Here is a 13,272-nt window from a genome sequence, read left to right as displayed (position 1 = left end):
AAGCCACCGAGGATTTCAAACCAAGAGCTTCTCTTCAAGAACGCCGCCACCCTCAAACGAAAAGACATTCCTATGAGAAGAACAACACGACGAAATTTTCTTCGCGGCATGAGCGGGGCAGCTCTGTCTCTGCCTTGGATGGAGAGTCTCTGCTCGGCTGCTCCATCAAAAACTGTAGCACAACGCATGGCTCATTTTTATGTGCCGATTGGAGTTGTGCGTCGTGGATTTTTTCCTGGAGAAGCAGAGGACATCATCCCGAAAGGAAACCTGGGAAATGTGATGACCTCTCTCGGAAAGCAGGATCCCAACTTCAGCGTCAAACCACTTACGGAATTGACTCCCACAATGCAGCCGCTGGATGGGTTTCAGCAGAAGATCAATCTGATTACGGGCATGGATCGGACGTTCCAGCAAGGGACTGACGTGCATGCCCAATGTGCATCGTGTTACCTGAGTAGTGCCGAACCTTATACCATAAAAGGGACGGCCTGGCCGTTGAATCGGACTCTCGATCATCTCGTCGCCGATCAAATTGGAACTCAAACTCCATTCCCGACACTCGAATTCAGCTGCAACAGTCATCGCGATAATAAAGAATCGATTTATTTCGACAACATCTCCTGGTACGGCACCGGACATCTGGCTCCTTCGATCCGCGATCCCCGAAAAATGTATCGCCGTCTGTTTTCGACTCAGGAAATTGATCAGTATCGAGACATCACCGATCTGGTCCTCGAAGATGCCCGCGCGATGCGAAAACAACTGGGCTCAGCCGACCGGGAGAAATTTACCGAGTACTTTGAGTCGATCCGTACCATTGAACTGCAGATGGATCGACTGGAGAAAATGAAGGCGGAACTCTCGCTGGTTAAACTGGATGAACCTCCTGAAGCGTACCTGCCTCGCGGAGAATATATTCGTCTGATGGGTGACTTGATGGTGGTTGCTCTGCAGACCGGATTGACCAATGTCACAACCTTCATGGTTGGTCCTGAACGCTGGGACACGCCTTATAAATTTGAAAGTCTGTTTGACACCCCTCGCAGTCATCATCAGATGTCGCACAATCAAACCAAAATGATTGACGACCTGCTGAAAGTCGATCGCTTCCACATGGAACAGTATGTGTATCTGCTCAAAAAGATGGACTCAATTCAGGAATCCGACGGCTCCACATTGCTCGACAACACCTTGTTCACATACGGCTCCGGGCTGGGAGATGGTTCCACACATCAATACAACGACCTTCCGATTATTGTTGCAGGAGGCGGAAAACGCGTTTATTCCGGTCAGCACATCAATATGCCGGAAGGGACACCGCTGTCCAATCTCTGGCTGACTCAGGCTCAACTGCTGGGGCTGCCGATGAAAAGATTCGCCGACAGCACCGGACCGATTGCTACATTGATCGCCGGATAAATTTCTTCAATGGGTAGCACGTCCCTGAGCATCGCCAAGAGTGTGGTCATCCGTTATTGCCACGACCTCACTTCGTTCTGTGACGTGCCCCCAGGAACTTGCTTACACAAAATGCATTTCACGCAACAACTCATTGCATTGTTGAACTACGGCGACTGGCAGTAAGTCGGCTAACCGTTAAGATGAATTGAACGAGTTAATAATCCGTCAATGTGCCTAAAGGAATATCGTTTCCAGATTCTGATCTGGCACGAGGTCATCGCGAGTGAGCCGACAACAGAATTTATTTGAGGATGCCGCCGAGCTGAAATGGCAGCGGGCTGATCGGGAAGATCAGTTGTTTGCGGCGATCGTGTTCAATCGGCCGATGGAAACCGTGTATCACTATCTCGTCCCGCCCGCATTACGGGAAATGATTCGTCCCGGCCAGCGCGTGCAGGCTCCGTTTGGTCGTGGAGATCGTCCGACTATCGGCTTTTGTGTTGGCTGCGAACAGGGCCCCCCCGAAGCGATTGCGAAGCGGAAGAATGTCAAAGAGCTGATCAGCATTCTCGATCGTGAGCCGATCGCCGACGCAAAAATGCTCGGCCTGACGAAATGGATTGCCGAGTACTATCTTTGCTCCTGGGGACAGGTTCTGCATGCGGTCATTCCCGCGGCTGTCAAAAAAAGTGCCGGGACACGGCAGGTCAAACTCGTGGAAATCGATCCTGAGGTCTTACCAAATCTGGAAGACTTGAATCTACCTGCCAAGCAGCGAGCGGTGATCGATGTGCTGCTCGATGCCGGCGAACCTCTGCCGGTTGGCGAAATTACTCAGTCGGCTGGATGCGGAACGTCTCCCATCAATACCTTGCTCAAGAAGAACATCCTCACCGCGATTCGTGAAACGCGAATGAACTATGAGCCTCCTGAAAAGCTGGTGGCTCGGGAGGCTGACTTGATTCTGGCCGATCAGCAGCAGGCAGCATTGGATGCGATCACGCATGCGATTGATCATGGCAAGACAACCAAAACGCCGGAAATTGAAGAGGTCGCCGATCCAAGAAAAATCGATCATTACAAGGGCGATCAAACATTCCTGCTCCATGGCGTGACAGGCTCGGGGAAGACGGAAGTTTATATTCGCGCCATTCGGCACGCGGTCGATTTCGGACGGCAAGCGATTGTGCTGGTTCCGGAAATCAGCCTGACGCCTCAAACGATCCGCCGATTCCGCAGACGTTTCGATTCGGTCGCCGTGCTGCACAGTCATCTGACCGACAGTGAACGCCACTGGCAATGGCAGCAGATCGCCTCCGGAAATGTGCAGGTGGTGGTCGGTGCCCGCAGTGCGATTTTTGCTCCGACGCCCCGGCTCGGCCTGATCGTCATCGATGAAGAACATGAAACGACATTCAAGCAGGAAACGGTGCCGAGATATCACGCCCGCGAAGTCGCCCGCAAGCGAGCAGCGATGGAGGGGATTCCGCTCGTCCTCGGAACGGCGACGCCGATGCTGGAATCCTGGTGGTTGGCGAAGCAGAAAAGTTATCAGCTGATCAGCATGCCGAAACGGATTGAAGAACTACCGATGCCTCCGGTCGTGACCGTCGACACGATGAACGATCCCCTCATCAAACGAGGTCACAATATTGGACGGGCGCTCAAGAATGCGATTGATCAAACCCTGAAAAACGATGGGCAAATCATTCTATTCTTCAACCTGCGAGGATTTTCACCCGTGTTGTGGTGCCGTTCCTGTGGTGAAAAACTGAGTTGTCCGCATTGCGATACCAGTTTGACGTGGCACAAAGATCGCAAGCTCTGTGTCTGTCATACCTGCGATTACACAATACCAATGCCCGGCCAATGTCCAGCTTGTAAAAAACAAGGACTGCGGCATTTCGGAGCGGGAACACAGCGTCTCGAAGAAGAAGTCCGCAGTAAGTTTCCGGGAGTGACTGTCTTACGTATGGATAGCGACTCGATGCGGAAACCGGGAAGTCACGACGAGGCTCTCGAACGCTTTCGTCACGGCGAAGTCTCAATTCTGCTCGGCACCCAGATGATTGCCAAAGGGCTCGACTTTCCGAATGTCACGTTGGTGGGTGTCGTCGATGCCGATACCGCTTTGCATCAGATTGACTTCCGGGCCTCGGAGCGAACTTTTCAATTGATTTCCCAGGTCGCAGGCCGGACTGGTCGCAGCTCACGGGGAGGCCGGGTGCTGGTGCAGACGATGCAACCGGATGCCGAGGCAATCCGCTTTGCCGCCGAGCACGATTTCATCGGCTTTGCGAACCGGGAACTGGGACATCGTCTTGAACGTAAGATGCCGCCGCAAGCGGCACTCTTGCGAATCATTCTCCGCGCCAAAGATGAACCGCTCCTCGACACTGCCGGACTCGAAATGGTCGAAGAACTGCAAAAGCATGCGGAAACCCTGCCCGATAAATACCGCATCCTCGGCCCGGCTCCCGCTCCACTGGCGAGACACAAAGATTACTATCGCTATCAGATTCTCATCACAAGCACTTCCCACACCGCCATATGTGCTTTGATCGAAAAGTGCCGCAAGCAATTTGATAAACTGACAATGATTGAATACGCACTCGATGTCGACCCGCTGCAAATGCGATAAACACTTCACACGTTCATTCTTGAGCATATTCCAAAATCACCTGCAACGTTTGGCAGGAGCAAACTCAGTGTTTTACGGTCATTTGGAGTCCAAGCGACTGCAGAAACCATTTGAAAATGGTCTAATGGACTGTTCCAATTTAAGCTTCGGGTTGTGTACCACTGGCACCTTAATATTGAGTTGGAACAGAGCACTAGTACCTCAATTCATTTGATATTGTGGGTACAAGCGTTTGAGTTTGATACGAGCCTCGCTGGTTGTAAAGTGCCAGTCGACACCCGATTGGCTTTCGTTGCGATGGTTCATCCAAGCTGTCACTTCGCGGCTCAATGTTTCAATATCTCGGATGCGTCGCGTTAAACATTGTTTGGTCAACACGCTCAATTCGATCTCGGCGACATTCAGCCAACTCCCATGTTTGGGCGTGTATCGGATGTCGATCCTGTCGGCCAGGCGCTTCGCCTCAGCCGGTTCAAATGTTTCATACAACGCCCCCACGGTGTGAGTATTCAGATTGTCGCAAACCAGAATCACCATTTCCGCATTCGGATACTCTTCATCGAGCAACGCTTTGATCTCGGTGGCCCAGTCGCGACGCGTCTTGGTCGGACGCACGCTCACTTTTCGCCAGCCCGCTTTCGGTTCGGTAAACAGAAAGTGGTTGGCGGTTCCGTTTCGTTCGTACTCGTAGTCATATCGGGCAGGCTTCCCCGGTTCACAGGGAAGCGGCTGCCGGGTTTCTTTGATCAGTTGCATCGGTTGCTCGTCCATACACACCACCGGATATTCTTCGTCGTACTCCCACTGATAAATGTCCAGCACATCTTCCATCCGAGCAACAAACTCGCCATTCTCTTTGGCAGGAATCACCCAGCATTTGCGGCGATGAGGCTGCAACTCGTTTTTTTCAGCGTCCGACCAACTGTTGTCGGTGACACGCTCTCCACAATTTCCAACTCGACCATCCGATCGGCCAGTAACTCCAACGTCCAGGCCGCACGGCCTTCCGGCGCCTGGCTACAGGATGTTGCGATCAACCGAGCTTCTTTCTCGCCATCAAAAATGGGCTGACGGGAGGGACGCTCCTGTTTCTTTCGCTCCAGGGCCGTTTCCAGCCCTCCTTCCACAAGTCGCTGCCGGACATTCTTGACCGTGTTGAGATGACACCCGAATGCTTCGGCTGTTTTCTCATCCGACCAGCCAGGTCCCTCGGCATCCACCTTGAGCAGGATATGAGCATGCTTAATTTTGTAAGCCGCCGCCTTCCCCTTGAGAACGATGGCCTCCAGTAAATCCCGCTCTGCCGAATCCAACCGCACCACATACTTCTTATTCATCGCGATTCCTCCCTGAATCAAAACAGACATGCGAGGAATAATTCATTACTCAAAATTGATCAACAGACAAAATCAAATGAATCGAGGTACTAGACGAGGCAGACACAAAGAAGTTTGGAGTAAGTCGCAGTCAAGAATTATCTGGGCAAAGTACTCGCCAGTTCTTCAGCCAGTGACCCACGTGCAAAATCAGATTTTCTGTTCTGAGGTGTGTTCTCTCTCGGCATTGCACGATTCTGTGACACCGTCTGCTGATAGGAAAGAATTCTGGTCAGTTCGTCGGAACGGCTATGCATTTCGTTGAGCACCTGCTCCATTCTGCTGCTCAGGTTTGTGTAGATTCCGAGTACGAAGATGAGATGGCTACCGGCAAAGGTGAGCCAGCCAGTTGATTCTGCGATATCAATCCCAGCTCCGAATCGTGTTGCAATGATAATACCGATGCCCCCCGTCATACCGAGTGAACTGCAAAAGACGAGTGCCTGACCGATGATGGCGGACCAGTTTCGAGCCCGTTTTGCAGGGGTGAATTCGGTTTCAGGGTCAAAGTCGGCGAACGTTTCCGATCTTCGCGGCGTGAAACGGACCTGACCATCTCGTGACTCTGTTTGTGGAGTCTGTTCTCGATAAGCCGAGCTGTCGACAGATGTGACGGTTGGTTTTTGAGTCATGCTCGGTTCCGATTGAGGACGGGAAAGGGATTGTTCGAGAGTTGGTTTTTTCTGGGCAGTGATGCTCGGATTACGCGGTGACAATTCCGGCTGACGAGCTTTTGCCATCAGCCCAGCTGCATCATTACTGGCCGATTTTCCGGCTGAAAATGTTGGTTCAGACTTCTCTTTTGGTTCTGTTTTTCCGAACGAACGTCGCTCTGCCTGCGGTTTTTCAGCGGAATTCGTTACGGTTTTGGATGGCTGTGCTTTCGGCGGTGTCTGTGTTTTGGGCAGTGGCTTCATATCGATGTTTGCAGCTCGCTTGGGAAACGAGATGGGATTTGCCAGGCGTTGTCGTTCCAGTGGCAGCGAATCCTGTTGCGGATTTTGCTTTTGCACCACTGGTTGAGCCGGTGGAGTTGCCGGGCGTGAAATCATCGGGGGAGGCGATTGAAGTTGCTCCTCTTCGAATTCCTGTTCGTCATTCTGATAGTCTTCCGCTGATCGAGAAGCTGAGACAACAGGTTTGGCGGGAGCATGAGGCTGCTCAACACGACGTACAACAGGTTGTTGTGGAGCCGGCTGGCTGGTCTGATCACCCTCTTTGGAAGCAGTCGGTTCCTGATCATACCGGGTTTCTTCCCAGCGTTTGAGCAGAGCGTGAGCGGTTTGCGCAATCGATTGATTGCCCAGTGTCGTCGCCGCTTCCAGTTCGTTGCCGCATTCGGTGCACTGTTCCTGACCGGAAACTGGACTTTGACTGGTATTCACCTCGGCGTGGCAGTTATCGCACCACATATCCCCTCCCTGAGATCTGATCGCTGAATTTGATCGGTATTATTTCGCGGAGTTCCCCCTCCAGCCTGCAAGTCATAATCGAAACAGGGGCAAATCGGCAAGGGGAATTCTATTACAGAAGTAATTCTCTGGGTCAGACTGGCACAGGAAAGGCCATCGACGTAACATAGTTTATTGATGTGAAGTGTTGAGATTGATAATTCTTGAGCAATTCGAATTGAATAATAAGAACGCCCATTTCGTCAGGCAGTGCCTGACCTACAGTTGAGGACAAAACCACATGAACTCTATGAAATTCTCTATGATCTGTCTGGCTTCTGGAATGCTATTGGCAGCTTCCACACAGACATTTGCTGACAAACCACTCAAGTTCGAAGCCAAGCGGTTGACTGTTGATGCCAATGAGGGAATCGATGTGGCCGATGTCGATAACGATGGTCAGCTCGATATCATTTCCGGTCGCAACTGGTTTCGGGCGCCTGAATATGTGCCGCATCCGTTGCGAATGATTGAGGACTGGAACGGATATGTTGTGAGCAATGGCGATTTTGCTTACGACGTGAACAAGGATGGCTGGGTCGATTTGATTTCCGGCGGCTTCCTGCAGACGGAAATCTGCTGGTACGAGAACCCCAAAGAAGAAGGCCTGCGACTGGGGCAGATGTGGAAAAAACATGTGCTGGTCGACAGCCAGCTCAGTCAGAATGAGGGAAATCTGTTTCTGGATATCGATGGCGATGATGTCCCCGAGTTTCTGGTCAACAGCTGGAATAAAACGAATCCGACCTGCGTCTGGAAACTGACTACGAAAGAAGTCGAGCAAAAGGTTGAAGGCAAAGGTAAGTCGGGAGCAAATGCTTCCGGAACTCTTACCACACAAGTTCCTGCGTTAGACAAATGGTTAATCGGCGAACGGGCCAACGGTCACGGCATGGCGATTGGCGACATCAATAACGATGGCCTCACCGATATTCTCGTCGGTCAGGGCTGGTACGAACAACCAGCCGAGAACGCCGATTCTCAGCAATGGAAATATCATGCCGACTGGCTCGACTGGCACGCTGCCGTGCCTTGCCTGGTGCGGGATCTCAATGGCGATGGTCGAAACGATATCATCTGGGCCAAAGGTCACGACTACGGCATCTACTGGTGGGAAGTGACCGGAGTTGATGAAAACGGCAGCCTGCAGTGGAAAGAACATGAGATCGACAAAAGCTTCTCTCAAGCTCATGCCCTGCACTTTGCCGACCTTGATGGCGATGGTCAGGACGAATTGATTACCGGAAAACGTGTTCGTGCTCATAACGGAAACGATCCCGGCGGACGCGAACCAGCCGGAATTTATTATTACGAATGGGATCCCATCGCATTAAAATTCACTCGGCACGATATCGACATCAGCGGAAACGTCGGGATTGGCCTGCAGATTCGCACCGCCGATCTCGATGGCGATGGCAAACTGGATATTGCAGTTGCAGGAAAATCAGGAACCCATGTGATTTTCAATCGGGGTCAGAAGTAAGAGTCGAACCATGGATCAACTTAAATGACCGTGCCGGATTATTAGACTGTTGGCTAACCGCTGAAACAGAAAATGAATGCATCGGGTGGTACTATTCGTATCTTCTGTCACCAAATTTGAGTTGTTCTATCGAAATCAGGCATTGCCTGACTTACTACTGTCTAATAATTGCTCACAGTGATAGAGTGCTTCTTCAAAAATTTACCGCAGAAAGACAAGTTCATGCTTCGATTGATGATGCTCTCCTGCTTGATGGGCGGAATGCTTTGTTCGCCTCTTTTCGCTCAAACTTACACCACAAAAAAGGGACAGAACCCCGCCTTTGCAGAAGTGACTGACGATCCGGCTTTGCCTCGGGTTTTGATTGTGGGAGATTCCATTTCCATCGGCTACACCCCTGCACTTCGGGAGATCCTTAAAGGCAAGGCCAACGTGCATCGGATTCCGACCAATGGCGGCCCCACTTCGCGCGGAATCGATAACATCGATCAATGGCTCGGGGATGGCAACTGGGATGTCATCCACTTCAACTGGGGATTGCACGACATTGTCTATATGACCAAAGAGGGTGTGAAAAACTCTGATCAAAAAGGTCAGCATCAGGTTCCGATTGCAGATTACGAAAAAAATCTGCGTGCGTTAGTCGAACGGATGGAGAAAACAGGTGCGGCGTTGATCTGGCGAAACACGACACCCGTACCGGAAAATTCTGCCTACCGGGTCGCCGGTGAGGAACTGCCTTACAATGCCGTAGCCGCGAAGATTATGAAAGAACACAACATTCCGACGGACGATCATTACACCTATGTGATGAAACATATGGCAGAAGTTCAGCGCCCCGAGAATGTCCACTTCACTCAGGCAGGCTCCCGCAAGCTGGCAGAACTGGCTGCCAAAGCGATTGAGGCTCAACTCAAGTAGAGTTTAATCGTGATTGATACGCTTTTCCGGGCGATTCACGCACAGGAGGGATATTCACCTGGCCCCCTGAGTGCCCCGGTTTAACCAGCAGGACAACGGTAAGTGCGTGTAGGCATTCGTGAACTTGGGTAGCATTCCGGGGGGAGTAGCATTTCAGGGGATTTCGAATCCCACAGACGTTAAGAATTGAAAAGAAGCTTTTCGTTTCACCTGTTAAAATCCATTTTAAGGATGTCGTTTATGTCAACAGCGGGAAATCGTATGACATTGCCCAATGTGAGTGACAGCGGCGATTTGACATTGGGAGTCACGCCGGGGCCGGGGAGTGGTGGTGAAGTTACTGCTCGTCGTGCCGGTCAGATTACCGATATGATGCTGCCGGTTTCTCCCTCGAAAGTTGGCGTTACGCTCGCAATGCGGAATATGTCCAAAGCAATTAATCTGGCCCTGCTGACCGATTTTCTGGAGACGGAACTCGATAACGTCTACAAAGGCGCACGAGTTCGAAAAGGGTCGGTGCAGATACTGCATCAGGATTACATCGGGTTGGGCGATGGCTTCTTTGCTCAAGTCGGTAAGCTGAATAAATCCTTTCAACTCACACTCAAAGGCCCGGATGCTGCCTCGCCAGAAGGAAAGAAACTGATCAAAGAAAATAAAGGCGGAATGATCAGCGGTATCTTCGATTTGATGGGTCGTAAGCTGAATCTTTTGCAGGAATATGAGGATAAAGTTCCCGTCTATCTGGGACAAACTCTCGATCGGCTCGAAGCCAAACGGATTATCACGGAGTGGAACGCCGATGAATGGTTGATTGAAACTTCAACCATCGGTTTGGATGTGAAGATGACCCCTGTTAGTGAAGAAAACCAGATTAACTGATGTGAATAGTCGTGCAAAGACTCCAAGTTGTTTTGCGTTTATCAAAGTCTCAGCGAGCAGTCCAACCACCATCAACCGTTAACATACTGCCGGTCATATAGCTCGATGCCGGGCTCGCTAAAAAGATGGCTGCTCCCTGAATCTCTTTGAGATCGCCCCAACGCTCCAGAGCCGTTGCTCCCACAATAAATGTTTTGGCTTCTTCGGTTTCAGCAATCGGAATGTTCATCGGTGTGAGAAACGGGCCTGGGCAGATGGCATTGACGGTGATTTTATCGGCTGCCAGTTCCAGTCCAAGAGCCCGCGTCATCTGTACGACAGCTCCTTTGCTGGTCGCGTAAGGAGTGCGATTGGCCAGGCCGACTAAGCCAAGTGTGCTGGCCATATTAATGATGCGACCGTAGTTCCGTTCCTTCATTATCGGAATGACGTACTTGGCACAGAGCCAGAGGGCATCGACATTGATGCTTTGAACTTTACGGAAATCTTCCAGGCTCAACTCTTCTATCGGCCCCCGGATATTGATGCCCGCATTGTTGATGAGGATATCGATTTTCCCAAATTCTGATCGGCAGGCCTCGACCATCGCCTGCACTTCATTTTCTTGAGAAACATCTGCGGCATAGCCGACAGCTTTGACGGAATATTCCTCCATGATTTTTTCCGCAGCCGCTTGAGCTTCCGATAAATGTCGGCTGACAAGAAAAACATTCGCCCCGGCTGAAGCCAACCCGGCCGCCATCGCTTCGCCTAACCCTTTCGAACCACCGGTAATCAGGGCAACATTGTCGGACAAACCAAATTGAGAAATACCAGGCCAGCGCGTCATGATGAGTTTTAAACTTTCGTTAGTGCTAATTCAGATTTTTTAATTAGAGTTCGGCTGAGCAACGTAAGTTTCACAAAACTGCTTTAGATTTTCGAGTTCTTTGAGACTGGCTTTGCAGCCGGATTTGTACATGAATTTCCCAAGCAACTTAAAAAGAAGGCGAAAGAAGCCTTTGCCTTGAACACTCGAATATTGAGTCACTCTTGTGCGACCACCAAGATCTTCAAAGGTGAATGCGGTTTCAATATCAAAGGTTTCCCCGATTAAATGAACAGCATTCAAGTGAGGCGGTTCGTAATTGGTAACAGTTCCCTCAAAAATCATTCGATTGCCATTACTTTCAGTCACAGAGCGAAATGATGTTCCCACAACTTCTGGAGTATTGTGAATGAGTTGTTCTTCAACCACAATCTTGCTCCATTCAGGAACATGCTCATTGGTCAGTTCAAATACTTCTTTAATGGGACGGTCAATTTCAATACTGGCAGAATATTCCAATGTTAATCCTCCGGATTCAGCAAATTTGGAAATGTAATCAGGAAATTGCAGACAATTTCATTTCAGATGGCAATCGAAATCGATACAGATCCTTGACTCATAGAATTGCTGACACATCATAGCATAGACAAGAGTTTTCTTTCTCCCAGTAATCCTTCTCTTGGTAATAAGTCTATCTTGATTCCTTTTTTTTATTCAGGTTAATTTGGATTCAAGAATATTCTCCTCTTGTAGAGTTCGCTTCAACAACGAACAGTTGGATTTCATTACTATGATTAAGTGGTTGAGTAAATACTTTTCTTCAGAACAATCTTATCCATTACCGAAAGAGTGGCAGAAGATTCTTGCACGGAATGCTGCGTTCCGCACTCAACTTGATCCCGCAACTCAAAAGCGTCTCGATCTGGGAATTGCTGCTTTTGTCAGAGACAAATACTGGGAAGGCTGCGGCGGGCTTGAGTTGAGCGATGAACATCGAGTAACAATCGCTGCCCATGCTTTAAAGATCACACTCGGATTTGAAGAGGATTATTTTGACGATGTCCAAACAATTCTTGTCTACCCTTCAACGTACAAAGCTCAGGCGAAAGAAAACATTGGCGGGGGAATTATCGTCGAAGGCAAATCAGCTCGGCTGGGAGAATCGTGGTATCATGGGCCTGTGATTCTCGCCTGGTCGGATATTGAATCTCAGATCCTGCACCGAGGAAATCCCCGCAATGTGATCGCTCATGAGTTTGCTCATCAGCTGGATTATCGGAATGGTCCGGCTGCGGATGGCGTTCCTCCGATTGAATCGGCCGAGCAGGCCACACGCTGGCTGGATGTGATGAAACGGGAATACGAAAAGCTTTGCCAGATCTGCCAACATCGCGGCAAGCGATCGGTCCTCGATTGTTACGGCGCCACAAACCGAGCCGAATTCTTTGCTGTGGCTACAGAAAGTTTTTTCGAAGATGCCAATCGTCTCTCCAGTGAATGCCCGGAGTTATTTCAGGAAATGATGGGCTTTTACCAACAGGACCCTCGTCAACAGATGATCTGAGACTTCGCGGATTGCTACATTTACTAATTGCGGTAGTGTACGAAGAATAGGCTGATTTTTCGGATTGGAACGATCTTCGAGTAGCCACTTGATGGCTCAGCCAGAAATCCTCAAGATTCGCATTTGATTTGGCATACAAAATGCGTAATCTATAAATTCTGCAGAATTTCGTAACTGGAGCAACCATCTGTTGAAAATTGTTCACAAATTGTGGATGGTCTTTCGTGTGTTCGGTTGACTCCAAGGCATTCGTACCCTTAAATGAATACGAATTCGACGCGTTCGGAATTTGCATCCTGAGTGAATCTGTACTCATCGAGTACACACTTTCCGTCGAGAAAAACATTGAAATTTGGGAGATGATTAATGAAAACAGCGTTATTGAGCCTGAGCTGTGCCGTGCTTTTTGCCGGCTTCGCCATGTCGAGTGCCGATGCACGTCCTAAGTACTTCTCAGAATTTAAGAAAATGTATCCGGACGTAACCGGAGCAGCTGAAGCAAAATGTAATGTTTGCCATGAAGGCAAAAGTAAAAAAAACAAGAATGCTTACGGCAAAGCCTATGGCATGACTTTGAATGCAAAGAACAGCAAAGATGCTGAGCAGATTAAGAAAGCCCTGAAAGATACCGAAGCCAAAGAGAGTGGCGTTGCCGGTAAAACTTACGGCGATCTTCTCGGAGAATGCAAACTGCCAGCTGGTGAGTAATTCACCCCGACTGTTAATTAGATAATAAGAACGC

11 protein-coding genes are annotated in these 13,272 nt (G+C 49.9%); 7 read left to right on the top strand and 4 right to left on the bottom strand.

Going from position 1 to position 13,272, the window contains the following annotated elements; translation table 11 throughout:
* Positions 1-72: 72 nt before the first annotated feature.
* Both Pan54_RS23585 and priA read left to right on the top strand, forming a co-directional pair.
* Positions 73-1,422 carry a DUF1552 domain-containing protein gene (locus Pan54_RS23585; RefSeq protein WP_146505891.1) on the top strand — a complete coding sequence of 450 codons (1,350 nt, stop codon included), beginning with the start codon at positions 73-75 and terminating at the stop codon, positions 1,420-1,422.
* A 265-nt stretch (positions 1,423-1,687) separates the two neighbouring features.
* Positions 1,688-4,045, top strand: coding sequence for a replication restart helicase PriA (priA, locus tag Pan54_RS23580; RefSeq protein ID WP_146505890.1), 2,358 nt, complete (start codon positions 1,688-1,690; stop codon positions 4,043-4,045).
* Positions 4,046-4,246: 201 nt separating this feature from the next.
* Here priA and Pan54_RS23575 read toward each other — a convergent pair.
* Positions 4,247-5,382, bottom strand: a protein-coding gene (locus Pan54_RS23575; protein ID WP_449314306.1) for an IS630 family transposase whose coding sequence is annotated in 2 segments (ribosomal slippage) — positions 4,247-4,944 and positions 4,944-5,382 — 1,137 coding nt in all. Because the reading frame shifts where the segments join, the coding sequence is not laid out codon by codon here.
* A 137-nt stretch (positions 5,383-5,519) separates the two neighbouring features.
* The gene (locus Pan54_RS23570; RefSeq protein ID WP_146505889.1) at positions 5,520-6,833 is read right to left on the bottom strand and encodes a hypothetical protein; all 1,314 of its coding nucleotides are present in this window, start codon (positions 6,831-6,833) and stop codon (positions 5,520-5,522) included.
* Between the two features lie 280 nt (positions 6,834-7,113).
* Here Pan54_RS23570 and Pan54_RS23565 point away from each other — a divergent pair, with 280 nt between their 5' ends.
* From Pan54_RS23565 to Pan54_RS23555, 3 genes are all read left to right on the top strand, one after another.
* Entirely contained in the window at positions 7,114-8,355 is a 1,242-nt protein-coding gene (locus tag Pan54_RS23565) for an FG-GAP repeat domain-containing protein (RefSeq protein WP_207310211.1), read from the top strand.
* Between the two features lie 222 nt (positions 8,356-8,577).
* Entirely contained in the window at positions 8,578-9,276 is a 699-nt protein-coding gene (locus tag Pan54_RS23560; protein ID WP_146505888.1) for an SGNH/GDSL hydrolase family protein, read from the top strand.
* Positions 9,277-9,516: 240 nt separating this feature from the next.
* Positions 9,517-10,158: a hypothetical protein gene (locus Pan54_RS23555; RefSeq protein WP_146505887.1), complete on the top strand. Its 642-nt coding sequence runs from the start codon at positions 9,517-9,519 to the stop codon at positions 10,156-10,158.
* A 49-nt stretch (positions 10,159-10,207) separates the two neighbouring features.
* Here the strand turns inward: Pan54_RS23555 and Pan54_RS23550 are convergent, their stop codons facing one another.
* Together Pan54_RS23550 and Pan54_RS23545 are read right to left on the bottom strand one after the other, a co-directional pair.
* On the bottom strand, positions 10,208-10,987 hold the full coding sequence (locus tag Pan54_RS23550) for an SDR family NAD(P)-dependent oxidoreductase (protein ID WP_146505886.1): 780 nt from the start codon (positions 10,985-10,987) through the stop codon (positions 10,208-10,210).
* A 39-nt stretch (positions 10,988-11,026) separates the two neighbouring features.
* Complete coding sequence (locus Pan54_RS23545) at positions 11,027-11,485, bottom strand: SRPBCC family protein (RefSeq protein WP_165441944.1); 459 nt, start codon at positions 11,483-11,485, stop codon at positions 11,027-11,029.
* Between the two features lie 271 nt (positions 11,486-11,756).
* Between Pan54_RS23545 and Pan54_RS23540 the strand changes: the two genes are divergently transcribed.
* Together Pan54_RS23540 and Pan54_RS23535 are read left to right on the top strand one after the other, a co-directional pair.
* Positions 11,757-12,530: a M90 family metallopeptidase gene (locus Pan54_RS23540; protein WP_146505884.1), complete on the top strand. Its 774-nt coding sequence runs from the start codon at positions 11,757-11,759 to the stop codon at positions 12,528-12,530.
* A gap of 366 nt (positions 12,531-12,896) precedes the next feature.
* Positions 12,897-13,238, top strand: a complete 342-nt coding sequence (locus tag Pan54_RS23535; protein ID WP_146505883.1) for a hypothetical protein — start codon at positions 12,897-12,899, stop codon at positions 13,236-13,238.
* Positions 13,239-13,272 lie beyond the last annotated feature (34 nt).

This window comes from Rubinisphaera italica (assembly GCF_007859715.1).
GTDB lineage: Bacteria > Planctomycetota > Planctomycetia > Planctomycetales > Planctomycetaceae > Rubinisphaera > Rubinisphaera italica.
Note: the sequence above shows the minus strand (reverse complement) of the source record. Positions and strands in the feature narration are given on the sequence as shown.

What these genes read in the sequence shown, in the direction of transcription:
- Pan54_RS23555 (WP_146505887.1), top strand. Translation starts at nt 9,517, where the DNA reads ATGTCAACAGCGGGAAATCGTATGACATTGCCCAATGTGAGTGACAGC.
- Pan54_RS23550 (WP_146505886.1), bottom strand. Translation starts at nt 10,987, where the DNA reads ATGACGCGCTGGCCTGGTATTTCTCAATTTGGTTTGTCCGACAATGTT.
- Pan54_RS23560 (WP_146505888.1), top strand. Translation starts at nt 8,578, where the DNA reads ATGCTTCGATTGATGATGCTCTCCTGCTTGATGGGCGGAATGCTTTGT.
- Pan54_RS23570 (WP_146505889.1), bottom strand. Translation starts at nt 6,833, where the DNA reads ATGTGGTGCGATAACTGCCACGCCGAGGTGAATACCAGTCAAAGTCCA.
- Pan54_RS23535 (WP_146505883.1), top strand. Translation starts at nt 12,897, where the DNA reads ATGAAAACAGCGTTATTGAGCCTGAGCTGTGCCGTGCTTTTTGCCGGC.
- Pan54_RS23540 (WP_146505884.1), top strand. Translation starts at nt 11,757, where the DNA reads ATGATTAAGTGGTTGAGTAAATACTTTTCTTCAGAACAATCTTATCCA.
- Pan54_RS23565 (WP_207310211.1), top strand. Translation starts at nt 7,114, where the DNA reads ATGAACTCTATGAAATTCTCTATGATCTGTCTGGCTTCTGGAATGCTA.
- Pan54_RS23585 (WP_146505891.1), top strand. Translation starts at nt 73, where the DNA reads ATGAGAAGAACAACACGACGAAATTTTCTTCGCGGCATGAGCGGGGCA.